Annotated in this window: 21 protein-coding genes; 13 read left to right on the plus strand and 8 right to left on the minus strand. The window is 36.2% G+C overall.

What is annotated here, in order from left to right; genetic code table 11:
* The first annotated feature begins 98 nt into the window (after positions 1 to 98).
* From MV052_RS06810 to MV052_RS06825, 4 genes are read left to right on the plus strand one after another with little or no spacing between them, the layout of a single operon-like run.
* Positions 99 to 1,112, plus strand: coding sequence for a virulence RhuM family protein (locus MV052_RS06810; RefSeq protein WP_297442271.1), 1,014 nt, complete (start codon positions 99 to 101; stop codon positions 1,110 to 1,112).
* Positions 1,109 to 2,242: a DUF819 family protein gene (locus tag MV052_RS06815; RefSeq protein ID WP_297442273.1), complete on the plus strand. Its 1,134-nt coding sequence runs from the start codon at positions 1,109 to 1,111 to the stop codon at positions 2,240 to 2,242. Before MV052_RS06810 ends, MV052_RS06815 begins: the two co-directional genes overlap by 4 nt.
* 50 nt (positions 2,243 to 2,292) lie before the next feature.
* The gene (locus MV052_RS06820) at positions 2,293 to 4,593 is read left to right on the plus strand and encodes an EAL domain-containing protein (RefSeq protein ID WP_297442275.1); all 2,301 of its coding nucleotides are present in this window, start codon (positions 2,293 to 2,295) and stop codon (positions 4,591 to 4,593) included.
* Positions 4,569 to 5,642: a dipeptide epimerase gene (locus MV052_RS06825; protein WP_297442276.1), complete on the plus strand. Its 1,074-nt coding sequence runs from the start codon at positions 4,569 to 4,571 to the stop codon at positions 5,640 to 5,642. The genes MV052_RS06820 and MV052_RS06825 overlap by 25 nt, the downstream gene beginning before the upstream one ends.
* Here MV052_RS06825 and nhaA read toward each other — a convergent pair.
* Positions 5,534 to 6,886: a Na+/H+ antiporter NhaA gene (nhaA, locus tag MV052_RS06830; protein WP_297442278.1), complete on the minus strand. Its 1,353-nt coding sequence runs from the start codon at positions 6,884 to 6,886 to the stop codon at positions 5,534 to 5,536. The two genes, MV052_RS06825 and nhaA, sit on opposite strands and share 109 nt — an antisense overlap.
* 252 nt (positions 6,887 to 7,138) lie before the next feature.
* On the opposite strand from nhaA, the gene MV052_RS06835 reads away from it, so the two are divergent.
* Genes MV052_RS06835 through MV052_RS06855 form a run of 5 tightly spaced genes read left to right on the plus strand, consistent with a single transcriptional unit; the run spans position 7,139 to position 11,221 of the window.
* A complete protein-coding gene (locus MV052_RS06835) occupies positions 7,139 to 7,447 on the plus strand; it encodes a nucleotidyltransferase domain-containing protein (protein ID WP_297442280.1) in 309 nt (102 codons plus the stop codon).
* A complete protein-coding gene (locus MV052_RS06840) occupies positions 7,440 to 7,808 on the plus strand; it encodes a HepT-like ribonuclease domain-containing protein (RefSeq protein WP_297442282.1) in 369 nt (122 codons plus the stop codon). The genes MV052_RS06835 and MV052_RS06840 overlap by 8 nt, the downstream gene beginning before the upstream one ends.
* Positions 7,798 to 9,087 (plus strand): hypothetical protein, encoded by a 1,290-nt coding sequence (locus tag MV052_RS06845; protein ID WP_297442285.1) that lies wholly within the window; start codon positions 7,798 to 7,800, stop codon positions 9,085 to 9,087. The genes MV052_RS06840 and MV052_RS06845 overlap by 11 nt, the downstream gene beginning before the upstream one ends.
* Complete coding sequence (locus tag MV052_RS06850) at positions 9,084 to 10,079, plus strand: MoxR family ATPase (protein ID WP_297442287.1); 996 nt, start codon at positions 9,084 to 9,086, stop codon at positions 10,077 to 10,079. Before MV052_RS06845 ends, MV052_RS06850 begins: the two co-directional genes overlap by 4 nt.
* Positions 10,046 to 11,221 carry a VWA-like domain-containing protein gene (locus tag MV052_RS06855; RefSeq protein WP_297442289.1) on the plus strand — a complete coding sequence of 392 codons (1,176 nt, stop codon included), beginning with the start codon at positions 10,046 to 10,048 and terminating at the stop codon, positions 11,219 to 11,221. The genes MV052_RS06850 and MV052_RS06855 overlap by 34 nt, the downstream gene beginning before the upstream one ends.
* A gap of 42 nt (positions 11,222 to 11,263) precedes the next feature.
* Here the strand turns inward: MV052_RS06855 and MV052_RS06860 are convergent, their stop codons facing one another.
* The 3 genes from MV052_RS06860 to MV052_RS06870 all read right to left on the minus strand — a co-directional run bounded on the left by MV052_RS06860 (position 11,264) and on the right by MV052_RS06870 (position 13,196).
* On the minus strand, positions 11,264 to 11,593 hold the full coding sequence (locus tag MV052_RS06860; protein WP_297442291.1) for a type II toxin-antitoxin system RelE/ParE family toxin: 330 nt from the start codon (positions 11,591 to 11,593) through the stop codon (positions 11,264 to 11,266).
* Positions 11,583 to 11,795: a hypothetical protein gene (locus MV052_RS06865; protein ID WP_297442293.1), complete on the minus strand. Its 213-nt coding sequence runs from the start codon at positions 11,793 to 11,795 to the stop codon at positions 11,583 to 11,585. Before MV052_RS06865 ends, MV052_RS06860 begins: the two co-directional genes overlap by 11 nt.
* A 147-nt stretch (positions 11,796 to 11,942) precedes the next feature.
* Positions 11,943 to 13,196 (minus strand): diguanylate cyclase, encoded by a 1,254-nt coding sequence (locus tag MV052_RS06870; protein ID WP_297442295.1) that lies wholly within the window; start codon positions 13,194 to 13,196, stop codon positions 11,943 to 11,945.
* A gap of 83 nt (positions 13,197 to 13,279) precedes the next feature.
* On the opposite strand from MV052_RS06870, the gene MV052_RS06875 reads away from it, so the two are divergent.
* The 4 genes from MV052_RS06875 (at position 13,280) to MV052_RS06890 (ending at position 17,375) form a co-directional block, all read left to right on the plus strand.
* Positions 13,280 to 14,548, plus strand: a complete 1,269-nt coding sequence (locus MV052_RS06875; protein ID WP_297442297.1) for a DEAD/DEAH box helicase — start codon at positions 13,280 to 13,282, stop codon at positions 14,546 to 14,548.
* The gene (locus MV052_RS06880) at positions 14,542 to 15,432 is read left to right on the plus strand and encodes a DMT family transporter (RefSeq protein ID WP_297442299.1); all 891 of its coding nucleotides are present in this window, start codon (positions 14,542 to 14,544) and stop codon (positions 15,430 to 15,432) included. The genes MV052_RS06875 and MV052_RS06880 overlap by 7 nt, the downstream gene beginning before the upstream one ends.
* A gap of 72 nt (positions 15,433 to 15,504) precedes the next feature.
* On the plus strand, positions 15,505 to 17,241 hold the full coding sequence (locus tag MV052_RS06885) for a diguanylate cyclase (RefSeq protein ID WP_297442301.1): 1,737 nt from the start codon (positions 15,505 to 15,507) through the stop codon (positions 17,239 to 17,241).
* 2 nt (positions 17,242 to 17,243) lie between these two features.
* Positions 17,244 to 17,375: a hypothetical protein gene (locus tag MV052_RS06890; RefSeq protein WP_297442303.1), complete on the plus strand. Its 132-nt coding sequence runs from the start codon at positions 17,244 to 17,246 to the stop codon at positions 17,373 to 17,375.
* Between the two features lie 39 nt (positions 17,376 to 17,414).
* Here the strand turns inward: MV052_RS06890 and MV052_RS06895 are convergent, their stop codons facing one another.
* The 4 genes from MV052_RS06895 to MV052_RS06910 all read right to left on the minus strand — a co-directional run bounded on the left by MV052_RS06895 (position 17,415) and on the right by MV052_RS06910 (position 19,095).
* Entirely contained in the window at positions 17,415 to 18,011 is a 597-nt protein-coding gene (locus MV052_RS06895) for a peroxiredoxin (RefSeq protein ID WP_297442305.1), read from the minus strand.
* 77 nt (positions 18,012 to 18,088) lie between these two features.
* Complete coding sequence (locus tag MV052_RS06900; protein WP_297442307.1) at positions 18,089 to 18,343, minus strand: hypothetical protein; 255 nt, start codon at positions 18,341 to 18,343, stop codon at positions 18,089 to 18,091.
* 24 nt (positions 18,344 to 18,367) lie between these two features.
* On the minus strand, positions 18,368 to 18,778 hold the full coding sequence (locus tag MV052_RS06905; RefSeq protein ID WP_297442309.1) for an arsenate reductase ArsC: 411 nt from the start codon (positions 18,776 to 18,778) through the stop codon (positions 18,368 to 18,370).
* The gene (locus MV052_RS06910) at positions 18,775 to 19,095 is read right to left on the minus strand and encodes a metalloregulator ArsR/SmtB family transcription factor (RefSeq protein ID WP_297442311.1); all 321 of its coding nucleotides are present in this window, start codon (positions 19,093 to 19,095) and stop codon (positions 18,775 to 18,777) included. Before MV052_RS06910 ends, MV052_RS06905 begins: the two co-directional genes overlap by 4 nt.
* Positions 19,096 to 19,124 lie beyond the last annotated feature (29 nt).

Consider the following 19,124-nt stretch of genomic DNA (forward strand, 5'->3'; position numbering starts at 1 on the left):
CAACCAGACTACACCCTTATGCAAACCCTCATCTCTGCTATACAAAAACTTGTGATAAAAGATGTGGTGTTATACCTCGATAAAAAAGCGGTTTCAAAATGAAAAAGCTAAGCCTAAAAGATGAACTCACAGAGTTTTTACTCTACACTACTCCCTCAAGTGAGATAAAAGTAGAAATTTTTATGCACAATGAGACAGTTTGGTTGCCTCAAAAAAGGATGGCTGAACTCTTTGGTGTCGATGTCTCAACCATAAACGAACATCTAAAAAACATCTACAAAAGTCATGAACTCGAAGAAGAAGCAACTATTGGGAAATTCCCAATAGTTCAAATGGAAGGTAAAAGGGAAGTAAAAAGAGAGATTAATGTTTACAATCTTGATGCTATTTTGTCAGTAGGCTATAGAGTAAACTCATCAAAAGCGACACAGTTTCGTATCTGGGCTACAAAGATTTTAAAAGAGTATATCATCAAAGGCTTTGCTATGGATGATGATAGACTTAAAAATGGTCGCTACTTTGGCAAAGACTACTTTAAAGAACTTCTAGAACGTGTCCGCTCTATTCGAGCGAGTGAAAGACGTATCTACCAACAAATCACTGATATATTTGCAGAGTGTAGTTTTGATTATGATAAAAACTCTCAAACTACAAAAGATTTTTATGCTACCGTTCAAAACAAGTTTCACTTTGCCATCACAGGAAAAACTGCCGCTGAAATAGTCTATGAACATGCAGATATTAAGAAGCCAAATATGGGACTAACATCTTGGAAAAACTCACCTGATGGAAGAGTACTAAAATCAGATACATTCATAGCTAAAAATTATCTACAAGAAGATGAGATTAAAAAACTTGAGCGAACTATTGGGGCGTATTTTGATTATATTGAGAGAATTATTGAAAACCGTCAAGAGTTAAGTATGCAAGATATAAGTGAATCGGTCAATAGATTTTTAGAATTTAATGAGTTTAAAGTGCTTGAAGGAAAAGGTAGTGTTTCACACCTACAGGCTAAAGAGAAAGCTTCAAAAGAGTATGAAGAGTTTAATAAAATACAAAAAATCGAATCAGACTTTGATAAAGAGATGAAGAAGTTACACAATTTATGATAATAAATCCTCTTTTGTACCTTTTTACTCTTGCGCTTATTGTTACTGCGTTTCATCTTCTTGAAAGCAAAACAAATCTCAAATTTTTGAAGTATTTTCCTGCTGTCGTGTTAATATATGCTTTTTCTATGCTTCTCGCTTCGTTTGGTGTATTTGACTACAACGAGGCTATAAACAACATCTATAAAGTAACGAAATCAAATCTTCTGCCTGCCATGCTTTTTTTAATGCTTTTAGAAGTTGACTTGAGACACTTTATAAAACTTGGAAAAAAACTCATCATCGCCTACATTTTAGCGGTGTTCTCCATCGCTTTTGGCTTTATCGTGGTTGCTTCTCTCTTTCATTTTAAGCCAGATATGGCTGGCGCGTTTGGCGCACTTGCTGGGAGCTGGATGGGAGGCACTGCAAACATGATAGCTGTAGGCTCTGCCTTAAATGTAACACCAGATGCTTTTGCTTATGCTCTTGTTGTGGATAGTGTGGATTATACTTTATGGGTTATGCTTTTGCTTTTTGTTGTACCTTTTGCGAAGGTTTTTAACAAGTTTACGAAAAGCGAAGAACACCTTGCTTATCTTGGTGACATAGGCTGTGCTTGTTCTATGGGAGCAAAAAGATACTGGCTTTTGATAGCCTTAGCACTCGGGGTTTCTTTAGTTTCACAACTCCTTGCAAATCAGCTCGTTATTCTTAACACAACAACAAGTGTAGTACTTTTTGCCACACTTTTTGGCATCCTAGGCTCTTTTACAAAACTAAGATATCTTAACGGCTCAAGTGAAGTAGCCACAACTATGCTCTATATGCTTATAGCGCTTATCGGTTCAAAAGCTATGATAGAAGAGTTTTCAGGTTTAGGCATATATGTGCTTGCTGGTCTTGCTATCTTGCTCATTCATCTCTTGATCATGCTAGTAGGAGCGAGGATTTTTAAACTTGACCTCTTTAGTATCTCCGTTGCATCTCTCTCAAATATAGGTGGTGTAGCCTCAGCTCCAATCCTTGCAGCAACCTACAATAAATCTCTTGTTAGCGTAGGTGTTTTGATGGCAATTATGGGTTACCTCATAGGAACATTTGGCGGTTTATTGGTTGGAAATATCTTGCTTGTTCTGCATCCTATGTAAGATAGGGTATAATAAATTAAGATAATAAAGAGAATAATTGAGGTGAGAGTATGAAATCAAGATTTGAAGAATTGCTTGACGTTGCATATGAAAATTTACGACTCTCTTCTCTCATTGTTATTGGAATTGCTACGGTGTTGTTGGTAGTTTTTTTTGGACATGTAGAGAACTCTTTACTCTTTATATGGTATTTTTTCGTTGTTGTTGTCTCCGGTTTTCGTTTTGTTGCACAAGCTGTTTACAAGAAGCAAAAAAAGAGATTTACAATAAAACAATGGAAAAACATCTTTTCTGTTGCCTTACTTTCGATTGCTTTATTATTTGGTATCACCCCATTTTTATTTTTTATACAAGAGAGCCCTGCTTACCAAATGATACTCTTTGTAATTATTGCAGGTTTAACAGCTGGAGGAGCGAGTAGTTTTGCTTCTATGAGGAAGATAACTCAAGTATATTTAGTCATTATTATATTTCCATTAATAATAGAGTTAGTAATGCAAAACACACTGATATACTACTCTCTAGCATTTTTAACTTTTATATATTTAGTTTTACTGATTTTTATTGTTAATACTTCCTACAGAAATTATTTTGAACTTTTAAACTCAAAAAGAATGTACCAAAAAGAAAAAGAAAAGTTTCTTCTCTCTCAAGAACATTTTCAAGCAGTTTTTAGGCAAGCACCTTTGGGCATATTTATGTATGACACCAAATTTGTTATACAAGAAGTAAACCAAGAGTTTACGGAGTTCCTAGAAGCACCAATGGATTTTTTAATAGGCTTAAATCTTACAATGTTACCTGATACAAGAATCCTTCCAGCCATCAGCGTAACGGAGTATGGAATTGAAGGCTTTTATGAGGGAGAGTATAACAGCAAATACAAAAACAAAGATTTGTGGATAAGTATGCATACCTCACCGCTTAAAGATACAAAAGGAGAAGTGATAGGTGGCATCGGCATAGTCGCTGATATCACACAAAGAATGCGTACACAGATGGACTTTGAGCATCAAGCAAAATATGATACTTTGACAAATATTCCTAATCGTACTTTTTTACTCGAAAAAATGGCTATAGAAATTAGTCGTTACAAAAGGCACACGACACTTTTTGGTCTACTTTTTTTAGATTTAGATCATTTTAAAAATGTGAATGATTCTCTTGGGCATGCAGTAGGAGATAAACTTCTTGTAAAAACTGCGCAAAGATTAGGTAAAATTATCAGAGAGGGAGACACTCTTGCTCGACTCGGTGGAGATGAGTTTATCATTTTATTGGCGGATTTGGGTACAGAAGAACATGATGCAGCAAGAAAAGCTGAAGTAATAGCGCAAAAAATTCATACAACATTACAAACACCATTTGTGCTAGATAAACATACATTAAGTATCTCTTCAAGCATTGGCGTTGCCATAGTTGGCGAGAAAAATGAGGATATAGATGACCTTTTAAAACACGCTGACATTGCAATGTATGAAGCGAAAAAAATGGGGCGAAACACTACGAAATTTTATAAATTGGAAATGGATAGTTGGATTAGCAGAAGAGTAAGTATAGAAAATGGTTTACGCAGTGCTATTGAAAATGGCGAACTTGAACTATATTATCAACCTATTGTTGAATTTTCCACCTCTAATATCATTGGTGCTGAGGCATTACTACGATGGAATACTACAAAAGTAAAAGATGTATTTCCTGATGAATTTATACCGATTGCAGAAGAGAGTGGTTTGATTTTTGAGATAGGAAAGTGGGTTTTAGAAAATGCACTGCGACAATTTATGCAGTGGCGAGATGAGTTTAAAGATTTAGATACACTTGAGAAGATTGCAGTCAATATCAGTGCGCACCAATTTGATAATACTTCATGCGTAGCTGACATCGCTTCCACGATCAAAACAAGTAAAATTCCTGAGGGTTGTTTAGACCTAGAACTCGTAGAATCAGCACTGGTTGCTAATGTTCAAAGTGTACAAACAAAGATGCAGGAGTTTAGAGATCTTGGTGTAGGGATCTCCATAGATGATTTTGGTACGGGATACTCATCGCTCTCATATCTGAAAAAACTCCCTTTTACGAAGTTGAAGATTGATAAATCTTTTACTATGGATATTCAAGATGATGTTGATGACAAAGAGTTAATAAGTGCGATTTTGATGATAGCGCAAACTTTTGATTTTGAAGTTGTTGCTGAGGGAGTAGAAACATATGAACAGTACCTTTTCCTTAAAGAGAAAAACTGTAAGTATATGCAGGGATATTTATGTTCTAAACCACTAAGCGCAGTAGAATTTGCAAAACTTTTAAGAGAAAATGGGGGAAAATGTACACTAAACTCAAATCTATAAGCACGACAATACAAAAGATTCCCCTTAAAACGCCTTTTATCACTGCCTTGCGTAGAGTAGAGAATGTCGAGTTTGTTCGTGTGGAAGTTGTTTGTGAGAATGGTCTTACTGCGTTTGGAGAGGCTCCTGCTACAAAGGCTATAACAGGTGAAGATTTAGAGTCTATCACTCGCTCCATAGCGAAGGTAAAAGAAGAACTACTCGGACTAGATGTGCGTGATGCCCTCTTTTTACTGCATACATTTAAGATAGGTTCAAGTGCAAAAGCAGCACTTGATATGGCATTTGTCACGCTAAACGCAGCGCAGAGCAAACAAACACTGCTACAGTACCTTGGTACGCAAGATTATAGCCCTATACAAACAGATATTACCATCAGTCTAAACACAGTAGATACAATGCTTAAAGATGCAGATGAAGCCTTACAAAATGGCTATGACATTTTAAAAGTAAAGCTTGGTGAGGATATCTCTCATGCGATAGAGGTCACAAAAAGAGTAGCAAAAGAGTTGCCAAAGGCAAGGCTTCTCATAGATGCAAATCAGGCGTGGAGTTTAGAGAACTCTCTTTTGTATGTTGCAGCGGTACAAGATTTAAAGATAGAACTTATAGAGCAGCCTGTCGCAGCAGAGGACTTACAAAGTCTTAAAATTATCTCTAAGGCATCCAAGATTCCTATTTTGGCAGATGAAGCTGCCTTTACTCTTGAAGATGTGAAATACATCTATGAAAATAGCTGTGCAGATATGATAAATATCAAGCTGATGAAGTGTGGTGGTGTAAGTAAAGCAGTGGAGATTTTGGAGTATGCAAGAGAGAAAAACATCACTTGTATGTTAGGTTCTATGCTTGAGGGTCCTATCTCCATAAGCGCTGCGTTTAGTCTTGCTTTTGCTTATCGTGATGTTATCAAGTATGTTGATTTAGACTCCCCTTTGCTTTATAAATCTTCCTCTTCCTCTTTATGTGGTTTTGCGATAAAACGCAACCAGATAAAACCAAGTGTTCCTGCTAAAAGTGAAGCTGAGAGTATGCCTACTTTTGCTTGAAAGATTAACTCATCATTGCCTACAAATGCTAAGTCAGCTACGAAGATACTCATAGTAAAGCCTATCCCACCAAGGGCTGCAACACCAAATATTTGACTCATTGAGCTATCTTGTGGTAGTTTTGCTATGCCTGATTTTATGGCAAGAAAAGCGACTCCGGCAATGCCTATAATCTTTCCAAGAACGAGTCCTAGCATGATTCCAAGAGAGACAGGCTCAAAGACAACATCGCTAAAAGAGGAGAAGTTGATCTTGATGCCTGCATTGGCTAAGGCAAAAAGTGGAATAACAATCAAACTCACAGGCAGATGCAAAGAACGCTCGAGTCTTGCAGCGGGTGAGCCAACTGCATCAATACGGTCTTTAATATTTTGCAGTATTGCTTTTTGCTGTTCATGCATTGTATGGTCGGTTGCCACAGGATAGTTGTCATACTCATCAAGGAGATTTTTTGTTTGTTGGGTAAAATCAATAGGCGGGATTTTTGGTTTTGAGGGAATACTAAACGCAGCGATTACCCCAGCAATAGTTGCGTGAACGCCTGATTCTAGCATAAAAAACCACATCAAAAGACCAACAAAGAAGTAAGGCAGTGTGGCATGAATACCAAAGCGGTTAAAACTCACCATGATAAGAAACATCCCTCCAGCTAAAAGAAGATATTCAAAATGGATTTGTGAAGTGTAAAACAGGGCGATAACTAAAACGGCTCCGAGGTCATCAACGATGGCAAGGGCTACTAAAAAAGTAACAAGAGCAGGAGAGACACGGTTTCCAAGAAGGACAAGGGCGCTAATAGCAAAAGCAATATCTGTCGCCATAGGAATTCCCCAGCCATCAGCACCGAGACTGTGAGCGTTGATACCCATGTAAATAAGTGCAGGAACTGCCATACCCCCGATGGCTGAAAGTATGGGAAGGATGGCTACTTTTATATTGGAGAGTTCCCCCACAAGTATCTCACGTTTTATCTCAAGTCCTATCATAAAGAAAAAGATTGCCATAAGTCCATCATTGATCCAGTGGTGCAAAGAATTAATGACTTGCAAAGAACCTATGTCAAACTCAATTTTTGTATGAATTATGTGTTGATATGCTTCATAGAGAGGAGAATTTGCAAGTATAAGAGCAACAATCGTCATACCAATAAGAATGAGACCAGTAGTCGTTTGCGCGTGTAAAAAATGTTCAAATGGTGTGTAGACTCGCTTAAAAGCTCTCTCCCATGGTGCATATAAAATCATAACTCCAAACTCCTCCTGTAAAATATGAGAATATATTAACATAATTCTAGTACTAACCATATGACTTAACAACTAAGTTACGGTAAATCAAAACTCAAGTCATTCTCAGCTTGACTGGGAATCTAGCTTATAATTTCATATAAACTAGACCCTGAATCAAGTTCAGGGTGACTTAAATTTTTATGTAGTGTATGTCTGACAACTAAGTCTATTTAAGTTTTTGCATATATTGAGTTATGTTATAATATTTGTATGAATAAAGAATACATACTTAATTACCTTACAGATATTAAAAATAAGTATCAGGACGAGGGTTTTTTAATAAAAGCCTTGTTTGGCTCTTATTCTCGTGATGAAGCGGATGTTAATAGTGATGTGGATATTTTAATTGAAGCTACCCCTGTATTTGCAAATAAGTATGGTTTTCGTGCTATTTCTCGTATTCATGAAATTCAAACAGAATTGAGTGACGCACTTGGAGTACCAGTGGATTTGGCTGACAGTAGTGGTATGAGTAAAACAGGAAAAAAGTTTATTATAGACAGAGCTATTTATGTCTAAAGAGTCTATCAGTAAGGTGTATCTCATCTTAGAAAAGATTGATTATATAAATCAGATAGTTAGCAATAGCGGTAGTATTACTCAAGCACTTGAAGATTCAATCACAAAAAGACCAGCAATTCTTATGCATCTTACAGCAATTGCTGAACAATTTAACAAACTTAAGCAAGAACATGCAAATAACATTTTAAGTGTGTTTGACGATGGCGATGTTAAAGGTATGTATGATGTTAGGACTTATATAGCCCATGACTATGAAGGTGTTAACCTTGCTATCGTTGAATGGATAATAAGAAATGGTCTTCCTAAGTTTAAAAAGCAGTGCAATTTTATCATTAATAATGTAGGTAATGAGATTTAAAACACAAATTAAAAAAGTTGAGTATAATTTGGCTATGAATTTACAAGATTTAAAAGATAAAACTATACTATTTTTAGGCAAGAGTCGTGCTTTTAGTGAAGAAGAGTTTGCTTCTCAGTTGGAGTTTCATCATATCTCTGTGACACAAGAGATAAATGATACTGTTTCTTTGATAGTTGAGGGGCGGATGATGACTCCTTATGAGCAAAATCTCAGTGAAGAGCTGTATGCACTTGAAAAGTATGAATTTATGCAAGTAGCTGCGTTTGAGGGGATGTTAGCATCTGAGATAGACAATGATACTCTGCTGATGAGCCTTAAACTCTCTCATGATAAGAAAAGACTCAAAAGCTTTTTGCAAAATCCCATGATAGCAGATGAACTTTTTTTCAAACTTTTAAAAATGTACTCGTGGAATAAAGAAGACTTTTTTGAAAATGATGATAACCGTGATGTGACAGCTGCGTTTATCTCTCGTTTTTATGAAAATATAGAGAGAAACCACAATGTTCAGTATGCAACTACAGGACTTTTTCATCTTGTCTCACAAACAAAAAATGAAGAACTACTTGAAGCTATCGCACTGCTAGAACCAACAAAAATGCATCCAAAACTTATCCAAGCATTAGCTCGACATGAGAAGATACCAAAACGGGTACTTAAAAAATATATCAAAGAAGATAACTTTGTCGCAAAAGAGGCAATGGCATATAATGCGAAGATAGATAAGAGCATCATCAAAGAGCTTGCTAAGTCTCAAGATTTACTTGAGGTTTTAGCTAAAAATGTTCAACTTGATGCAGAAATTTTTGCACTACTGTTTGAATATAAAACGCTTTTGGCAAGTAATGAATCGCTTACAAATGAGATGCAAAAAGAGCTTTTTTCTTTAAATAATGCTGAGGTAAATACTATACTAGCTAAAAACCCAAGTCTTAATGAATCACTGCGTTTAGAGTTGTTAAAACTTAACAATGCAGAGCTAAACGCAGCGATATATACAAATCCATCCATAAGCAAAGAGATGCTCTGTGACGCTTATGAGGATGAAAACAATCATCTCAGCCTAGCTAAAAACCCAGCAACACCACCAAAACTGCTTGAAGCGATGTTTCATACGGCAGACGAGAAGATTTTAGATGCTTTGGCTAGAAATGAGAGTACACCAGTGGAAGTTTTGTACCAGTTGCAACTTGACAGTCGGTTTGATAGAGCCGTTAAAACAAATGCTGCGTTTGGCAAGCATATACAAAGTGAAAATATAGGGTGGTTAGTATGAAAGCAAGTGATTTGACAAAGAGTTTAGCTGCTTTGATTGAGCAAAAAGTACCGACGTTTCTTTGGGGTGCTCCGGGGATTGGAAAGTCTTCTATTGTTAAGCAAATAGCACAAAAAAATAAAATTGACTTTATAGATTTGCGTTTGGCACTTATGGATCCGACAGATCTCAAAGGCATACCATTTTATGATAAAGAGAGTCATACTGCACTCTGGGCACCACCGGCATTTTTGCCAGGTAAAGGAGAGGGCATACTCTTTTTAGATGAGCTAAACTCCGCTGCACCTGCGGTGCAATCCTCAGCATATCAGCTCATCCTTGACAGACGAGTAGGTGAGTATGAACTCCCTGAAGGTTGGGCGATAGTAGCTGCAGGAAATCGTGAAGGGGATAGAGGTGTGACTTACAGAATGCCAGCACCACTCGCCAATAGATTTGTTCATTTTGAGCTAGAGGTAAGTGTGCAAGACTGGAAAGAGTGGGCATATATGTCAGGGCTTGATTCTAGGATTATTGCTTACATTAGTTATAAGAATGAACACTTGTTCACGTTTGAGTCAAAGAGTGAACTGAAAAGCTTTGCGACACCGAGAAGCTGGGAGTATGTGGATAGTATTTTAAAGAGTAATATTGATAAAACACTGCTACTTGATACGCTGAGTGGAGCGGTTGGAAAAGAGGTCGGTGTTGGGTTTTTGAGCTTTATCAAGGTGATGGACAGACTGCCAAATATGGAGGATATTCTTGAAGGAACTGCGTTTGAATATCCAGAAGAAGTAGATGTTTTATATGCATTGAGTTCAGGGCTTGTGAGTCACTATCTTATCAATCCTAGCGAGGAGAGATTAAATAATCTGCTTGCTTATACATTGGAGCTTAAAGGTGAATTTGCCGTGATGATTGTGCAGGATTTACAAGGTGCGGGTGTGAGGATGGAAGGGTGTGAAGTCTTCAAAAAATGGGTAAGAGAATTTTCTTATCTTCTCGCATGAATGTAAATAAAAAAATCTCACAGGCTAAAGCCAAACTCTTAGTGGATTATCCTTACTTTGGGACATTGGCAACAAAACTTGAGCTTGTACTCAACGATGATATAGAAGCTTTTAAAAGTGATGGACGAAAGTTAGAGATAAACAGTGACTATCTTGAGGAGCTTGAGCTTAGTGAGATGGAGTTTGTGTTTGCCAATGGTGCGATGCACGCTTCACTTGCCCACGAAGCACGAAAAAACAATCGTAGCGGATGGTTGTGGCAGATGGCAACCGATATGGCGATCAATGATATGCTGGTACAAAATGGTTTGGATATGCCCTATGGTGCGCAGTACAGAGAGCGTTTTAGTGGGATGTATGCGGAGGAGATTTACGCTGAGCTTAAAGATGATATCTTACGTGATGATGAAGAGTTAGAATATGAAGCTGATAATGCTGATGATGTAGAAAAAAATGAGGACAACAAAGAGCAAAAAGAGAAAGAGGAGCAAAATCAAACGCCCCAAGAGCTTGAAGAGGAGATACTTCAAGAGCAACTTTTAGCTGAGGAGGCGATAGCTCTTTTAGAGTCAAAAATGCAAAAAGGTGAAGCTCCCCAAACCATAGAGCGTTTTTTCGTGCTTGAAGATTTTGCAAAAGTAGACTGGCGCGAAGAGTTGAGAATCGCACTTGATAAGTATTTTCGAGATGATTATGTCGTGATGCCACCCTCAAAAAAGCTACTCTATGCTGGTATATATTTGCCCTCAAATATTTCACAGACCTTTCGACTCGTCATCGCCGTTGATAGCTCTGGCTCCATAGATGAGATGCAACTCAACGAGTTTTTAAGCGAAGTGAACTTTTTAATGACTTTGGTGCAAAACTATCAGATAGAACTCTTAGTCTGCGATGATAAAATACAATCGCATGAGACTTTTTACAGTGGGGATACTTTGGATGTAGATGTAAAAGGTGGAGGTGCAACAGATTTCCGTCCTGTTTTTTCATATATTAAGAAACATTTTGATGAGGTGAAGTTGCTTTTATATTTTACAGATTTGGATGGATTTTTCCCAGAAGAAGTACCAAATTATGAAGTGAAATGGATCGTTCCAAAAGAAAAAGAAGTAGTTTTTGGAAAAGTAATAGTGTTAGATTAGCACGAGTTTGTCATAACTTTGGTTACTTGTTCCCATATTTTGTTATGAGCTCAACCTTGTGATCAGTTCTTTTAGCTCTAAGTCTAAAATATTTTCTTTTTCTGATTTTGAATAAATGGTTACTAAAGACACTTCTTTTATATCATTTATACAATATGTAATAATCCTATATCCTACACTTTTACCTTTATTATTATCACTGTTTTTTATCCTAATTTTAAAGGTATTATTTCCTAAATCTATCCCCATAGTTGGATTATTTTCAAGCTCATTAGCTAATTCTAAAACATCATTTGTAATATTTTTATACTTCTTTTTTAAAGTTTTAAGATTTTTAATAAATTCAGGAGTTGGAATAACTTTATAGTTCATCTAAAATATGCTTCAATTCTCTTTTTTCCAATTGACCACTATTTTGAAGTTTAACTTCTTCTAGTCCTCGTTTTACACTTTGTTTAATGTTATAAGTTTCGATGTAGTGCATAATACTGTTGATAAATTTACTTTCATCATTGTTACACTCTTTCTTATAAAAATTTTCTACTGTTGGATTATTTATATTTAAAGATAACATAATAAACTCCTCATTTCTGTTTATTTTAGCATAAAACCTTATAAACTTTCTTTATCATTTATAAAATTTGTCTTCTAATAACAATCCTGTAAACGTTGATATTGCCCACGAACTCATTGCAAATACCCAAATACATCATGACATAATTCATGCAAAAACGAGCCTATTCCTTCCCCCATTTTTCGCATTATAAAGGTGCATATCGGCTCTGTTGATTGTCTCTTCTAGTGTTTCTTCTGGATCAAACATTGTCGCACCGATGGAGATTGTTATATCAAGATATTTGTCATCGCCGATAGGGAAAGAAAAAGATGCTACCTCTTTTCTTATGCGTTCGTAGGTCTCTTGGGCGATGCGGTTATCTACATCCTTGAGTAGTACACAAAACTCTTCTCCTCCAAATCTTGAGACTAAGTCTTTAGCATCTGTTGCGCTGCGTAGGATGTCAGAGAGGGAGGTTATGACTTTGTCTCCAGCATCATGCCCGTAACTGTCATTGACTTTTTTAAAGTGGTCAATATCTACTATGGCAATAGCAAACTTCTCTCCATTATGTTTTACTTGCTCCATATACTCATGCATGGCATTGTAAAAATATCTTCGGTTGTAGAGTCCTGTAAGATAGTCACGGTTGGCATGGTTTGTAAGCATATGAATATTTTCTAAAGCTTCGATGGAGTTGTTAATACGGCAAGAAAAGGTTTCTTTGGAAAAGGGTTTGTTGACATAGTCATTTGCGCCATGTTTTAAAAACAGCGCTGTTACTTCATCATCATTGTTTGAAGAGATGGCTAGGATGCACAGTTCATCTTTGGTGTAACTTTTTCGTATCTCAATAGTGAGTTCAAGCCCGTTGATTACGGGCATATTGTAGTCTGTAAGTACAAGTGAGATGTCAGGTTTTGCCTGTAACATACCTAAGGCTTCTTCTCCATGTGCAACTGTGATGACTTCAAAAAAGAGATTTTCAAGTAAATTTTGCATATGTTTTCTAAATACGAGAGAGTCATCTACAACAAGGACTTTATGTTTTTGGTTTTTTTTCAATCTTTCGATGGTTTTTATGATGTAGTTTATGTCATCAACCCCACCTTTATTTATATAGTCAATAATATTTTTCTTTAAAATATTTTGACGAAATTCTTTGTCAATATTTCCACTTAAAACGATAACACGGTTTCCCTTGCTTATAGAGTAGTCTACTATTTCACCATTTGGAGCGTCGGGGAGGTTAATGTCTAAAAGTGTGATGAAGTACTTGTAACGCTTGATAAAAAGTTTTGCTTCAGCCATATTGTAAGCTATATCTATCTCCATATCTAGTGCTGAATGTAATTTTTTTGAGATGAGTTTTACAAGTGTTTTATTGTCGTCTACGATGAGTATTCTATCTTTTGTCATTATCTTTTATCCATCAAGTTTATGTTGTGTGAAATTATATATCATTAACCTAAAATTATAGCAATTATGGATATTATCCGCCTATGAATTTTACAAAGATAACCTTAGAAAAACTCAAGCAAAATAGACACGTTTTTTTAACGGGTGGCGCTGGTGTTGGAAAGACTACTATTACAAGAAAGATCATCAAAGCCTATGAGTCTGAGGCAAAAAAAGTTGCAAAGTTGGCATCAACAGGTATGGCAGCAACGCTTATCGGTGGGCAAACACTGCACAGTTTTTTTGATCTTGGTATCGCTTCAAATGTAGAAGAGCTTGAGAGAAATCTCAAATTTGAGATAAAGAAAAAGATTAAAAAAGTGATACTTTCCATGGACTTAGTCGTGATAGATGAGATCTCTATGGTAAGTGATACACTTTTTGAGATGATAGAGCTGCGTTTGAATCAAGCGGGCTTTACTGGTGTACTTTTGGTTGTGGGAGATTTTTTACAACTTCCCCCTGTTGTTCGAGGATATGGTGAAGTGAAGTTTGCTTTTGAATCACCTGCATGGAAACGCTTTGATTTTGAGAAGATAGAGCTCACCCATATCTACCGTACTGATGACAAGCGCTTTATCGAGCTTCTAAACGCAGTAAGGTTTGGTGTGATAAATGAAGAGGTGCATAATCATCTCAATGAATATATAAAAGCACTACCGCAAGACTTGAGCCAGTTTACTTTTTTGTTTGGTAAAAATGTTTCAGCAGCCAGACACAATACAATGCAACTCGAGTTTATAGATGAAGAACTTGTTCTTAAAGAAGCACAAGTGATTAAACATCTGAAATCTACGCAAGATAAAGAGATAGAACGCTTTATGGATGATGCAAGAATTGATAAAACACTTGCTCTTAAAGTCGGTGCTCCAGTACTTTTTACACGAAACTCATGGAACTACTTTAATGGGGAACGTGGCGTGATTATAAACATTGATGCCGGTTATGTTTATGTTCAAAAGAGTGATGCTAAAGTAATCAAACTTGAAACAGTAGCCCAAAGTAAAAGTGTCTGGAAGGAAAAAACTCTCAAGGGAAAAAAGGAGATGCTTGAAGAAGATATCTTTAGTGTGTATCAGTATCCTATCAAACTTGCTTTTGCTATTACCATTCATAAGTCACAAGGTATGAGTATAGAAGATCTTATCATCGATACAAATGAAATCTTTGCTCCTTCTCAGTTTTATGTAGCGCTCTCACGTGCCTCTAATCCTTCAAGGCTCACTCTCATTGCTCCAAAACGGCAGTGGTATGAACTTGCCTTTGTCAATGAAAAAGCTATGAAATTTGTCAAAAGTGAAACTGTGTGCTAAAAAAAATTGATAGCGGCATCTTGTTTATGCTTGGTGCTGCGCTTATTTCTGCACTTAATGGGGCATTGACAAAGATACTATCTCAAGATATTTCAGCTCTTGAGATAGTGTTCTTTCGTAATCTTATAGGAATTTTTCTGATACTTTATACGCTCAAACATACTGCACCAAAACTAACAGGTGGAAAAATCCATCTGCTTTTTACTCGAGGACTCTTTGGCTTTATGGCAATGATTTTGTTTTTTTACACTATTACCGTCATTCCACTTGGAGAAGCGATAGCATTGAACAAAACCTCGCCTTTTTTTGTCACTATTTTAGCCTTTTTTCTACTCAAAGAAGGGCTGAGCAGTAGGGTCGTTTTTGCTCTTTTAGTTGGGTTTCTTGGTACGGTTTTGATTACAAAGCCATTTGCTATGAGTTTTTCTTATGTGCATCTGCTCGGTATACTTGGTGGTTTTTTTGCAGCAGCGGCATATACGACGATAAAGAAGATAAAAGATATATATGATTCTCGTATTATTGTTCTCTCTTTTGTGAGTGTCGGTACGCTTTTTCCAGCACTTCTTTTTTTACTAGCGCCATACTTGCATCTACCTGAGTATTTAAGATTTTTATTTCCAGAGTTTATTGTACCTGTTGGGATGCGGATTTGGTTGCTGATCATCGTCATGGCTATAATTTCTACACTTTCACAATGGTTGCTGACAAAAGCCTACAGTGCAAAAAACCTAAGTGTTATTGGTGTGATAAGCTATACAAATATTCCTTTTGCGATAGGTTTTGGGGCTATGCTTGGAGATGCCTTTCCTGACACTTTAACTTTTATAGGGATCCTTTTGATAGTTACCGGAGGTGTCTTAGTGAGTAAAAAAAGTAAATAAAAGTTATTTAAAGTGAGAAAAAGTACGCAATTAGTTTAAATTTATGTATAATCTCTCCATGAGGAATAAAATGTGCAAGGGATAAGTGATGCTGATTTTAAAGATGCTTTATTAGAGCTCTTAAATGTAGACTCAAAAGATGTACATGCTGCGTTTGAAAAGATTGCAAAGCTTGCATCAAAACCTTTAAATGTAGTTCATTCAAGTATTTGGGTATGCAGTGAAGATAACACTGTGCTTGAATGTATCGCGCAATGCGCAAGTGCAGAGATTGAACTTGATGACTACATCTCTTGTAAACATACGCCAAAGTTTAAGAGACCTCTTTTGTTAGACCTTCAAAAAGAAGAATTGTCACACTATAAACGTTTTCATAACTATGTTAGGAGTTATGGTTTATCCTCCCTACTGCTAACTCCCTTAGTAATCGAGAATGAAATTGTCGGTGTTTTAGCACAAAGTTCTGTACTAAACGTAGCTGCTTGGGGCGATAGAGAAGTGAGTTTTGCTATCTCTGTTGCAAACAGTATTTCCTTACATCTTGAGATGCAAAAAAAACAGCAAACGCAGCAACAACTACTAAACTTTACACAGCTCCTCAGTACCTCTCAAACTGTAATCTTACATTGGGAAAACAAAGAAAATTGGCCAGTTAAATATATTACGAGTAATATTTCTCAGTTTGGCTACTCTCGTGAAGATTTTTTGAGTGCTAAGATTAGTTACTTTTCTATTATTTGCAAAGAAGATGCTAAAAGATTAACTGTTGAGATGAAAAAGTACATAAAAGATGGCATAGATAAATTTTCACAAGTCTATAGAATTAGAACGAGTGAGGGGTTGCTTCGATGGGTTGATGTGCGTATCATAGCTCAAAGAAATAAAGTGGGAGAAGTAGCGGCATATTTGAGCACTATTAATGACATTACCTATCTTATAGAAAAAGAACAAAAAGTTGAACTCTTAGCAAAAGCACTTGAGCAAACAAACCATATGGTTTTTATTACAGATAAAAATGCCATCATTACTTATGCAAATGATTCAGTTGTCAAACAAACTGGATACAGTATGGATGAACTTATAGGGCAAAAAACAAGTATATTTAAGTCTGGAGAATATGATGAGGCTTTTTACAAAAAGCTTTGGGACACAGTGCTAAGAGGTGAAAACTATAGTAACATCATTATAAATAAAAAGAAAAATGGTGGACTTGTTTATAATGATATAAACATAACCCCAATACTAGATGAAAGCGCTAAAGTGCAGCACTTTGTTGTTACGTATAAAGATGTTACCATTCAGATGAAATTAGAGCAAAAATTAGAGAATCTTGCAACAACAGATAGCTTAACTCAAGTTAATAATAGATATAAGATAAATATGGAGATAGATCTTCGTATAGCAAGAGCAAAACGCTACAATGAACCTTTTGCTCTTGTAATGCTTGATATAGATAATTTTAAAAAAGTAAATGATACCTATGGACATTATGTGGGGGATATTGTACTGAAAGATTTGAGTCATATTGTACATCAAAACATCCGTCAGGTAGATAGTTTTGGGCGTTGGGGCGGTGAAGAGTTTATGTTGATCTTGGATAATGCTACAAAAGAGGAAGCGCTTAAAATTGCTGAGAAGCTGAGACATATTATCAGTGTGACGACTATTGCTGATCATTATAAGATTACTGTTAGTATTGGAGTGAGTACCTATAGGATGAATGAGCCAAAGTCGCTACTGTTGCAACGAGTAGACGATGCTTTATATAAAGCAAAAGAGAACGGAAAGAATCAAGTGAGGTTTCAGTAGTTATGAAAATATTATTTTTTAGTTTGTTTGTTGTTTTTGGTTTGAGTGCTTGTGCTTCGCATGAAGATAGTGCTTACTATGATAGAGCAAATACAGCGAGCCAAAAAGCTTTAGAGCAGTTAGATAAAGAGTAAAAGTCAGAATTTGTTCTGACTTTTACTAGTGAGTTGTGACTAGAGTTCTGACTCGTGTTTTGCTAAGTATTCAGCAACACCTTCAGCATCAGCTTTCATACCTTCGTCACCTTTTTGCCAACCAGCAGGGCAAACTTCACCGAACTCGTCAGTAAATTGTTGAGCGTCAATCATTCTTAACATCTCATCAACATTACGTCCAAGTGGTAAATCATTTACTACTGCGTGACGAACAATCCCTTTGTCATCAATTAAGAATGAACCACGAAGTGCAACAGCATTGTTTAAAAGAACATCATAATCACGAGCGATGTCTTTTGTTAAGTCTGCTACTAATGGAAAATTGATACGGCCAATTCCACCTTTTTCAACTGGAGTTTCTCTCCAAGCAAAGTGAGAAAATTGAGAATCAACTGAAACACCTACAACATTTACACCACGATTTTGAAATTCTTCATATCTGTGAGAGAATGCAATAATTTCTGATGGACAAACAAAAGTAAAATCTAATGGGTAAAAGAATAGAACTGTACCTTTTTTACCGAAATTTTCACTTAATTTGAAGTCTTCAACGATTGAACCATCAGCTAAAACTGCTGTAGCTGTAAAATCTGGAGCTGGATTTGTTACTAACATATATATGTCCTTGTGTTTTATTTGTGATGATTTTATCAAAGTTTTACTAATAGTAAAATAAAGATAATTGCTAGCTTTTAGTTTATAACTTTTGATTTTGCTAGGGCTGCTTCAATCTCTTCTTTACTTACATCTCCAGTAAGATTAAGTTCAACTGCTCCATCATCGCCACTGACTTGCATATTGGATATTTTTTGCTTTGTTTCATCGCTCATACACTCACATTTTCCCGTTGAACAATTTTCGACCATAGAGACAATATTTTTCTTTTTTACCTCTCCCATAAATGAGATTTTAACGCCTTGCTCTGTTTTATTTACTGATTTTTCCATAATTTTTCCTTTGTAATATTTGGGTTAGCATAGTTCATTTTTGATGATTGGTAGCAGTTTAGCTTCTATAAGCGTGAGAGTTTTTGCATACTCTTCATCTTCTTTACCACTTGGGTCTTCAAAACCCATATGGATTGTTTTTACTGCGTTTGGAAACACAGGACAGGTCTCTTTTGCTGCGTCACAGACAGTGACAACCAAATCAAATGGCGTGTCTAAAACAGTCTCTATAACTTTGGAGTGATATTCATCTCTCCAGTATCCTTTTTTTTCTAAGAGTGCTTTGGCGTGAGGGTTTACTTGTCCACTTGCTTTGACACCAGAACTCTGCGCATGCATACAATCACCTAGCTTCGCATTGACCAAAGCTTCAGCCATTATCGAGCGACAACTGTTGCCGGTGCATAGGATTAAGACTTCTTTTTTTTGTTTCATATTTTACATTCTCCATCAGATGATTTTGTTAAAGGGGGCAGTTGAATATCTAAATGTTTTATCTCTTCTAAGGCTTCTTGACGAAATCTGTCAAGTGGCGAGCGAATAGAGTAAAACCCCCAAGTTCCTTTTCTTTGTACTTTTAAAAAACCAGCATCTTTTAATAGTTTCAGATGGCGGGAAAGTCGTGACTGAATCATCCCCAAAGAGTTTTGCAAATCACAAACGCAGCACTCACCATTTTCATCTAAAAAGCGTAAGATCAAAACTCTTGTTTCATCATTTAATGCTGAAACTGTTTTTAGAAATATTTCCATATTTAAGTACCTCCGTTTATGAAATTATA

It is taken from the genome of Sulfurimonas sp. (genome assembly GCF_026988655.1).
Taxonomy (GTDB): Bacteria; Campylobacterota; Campylobacteria; order Campylobacterales; family Sulfurimonadaceae; genus Sulfurimonas.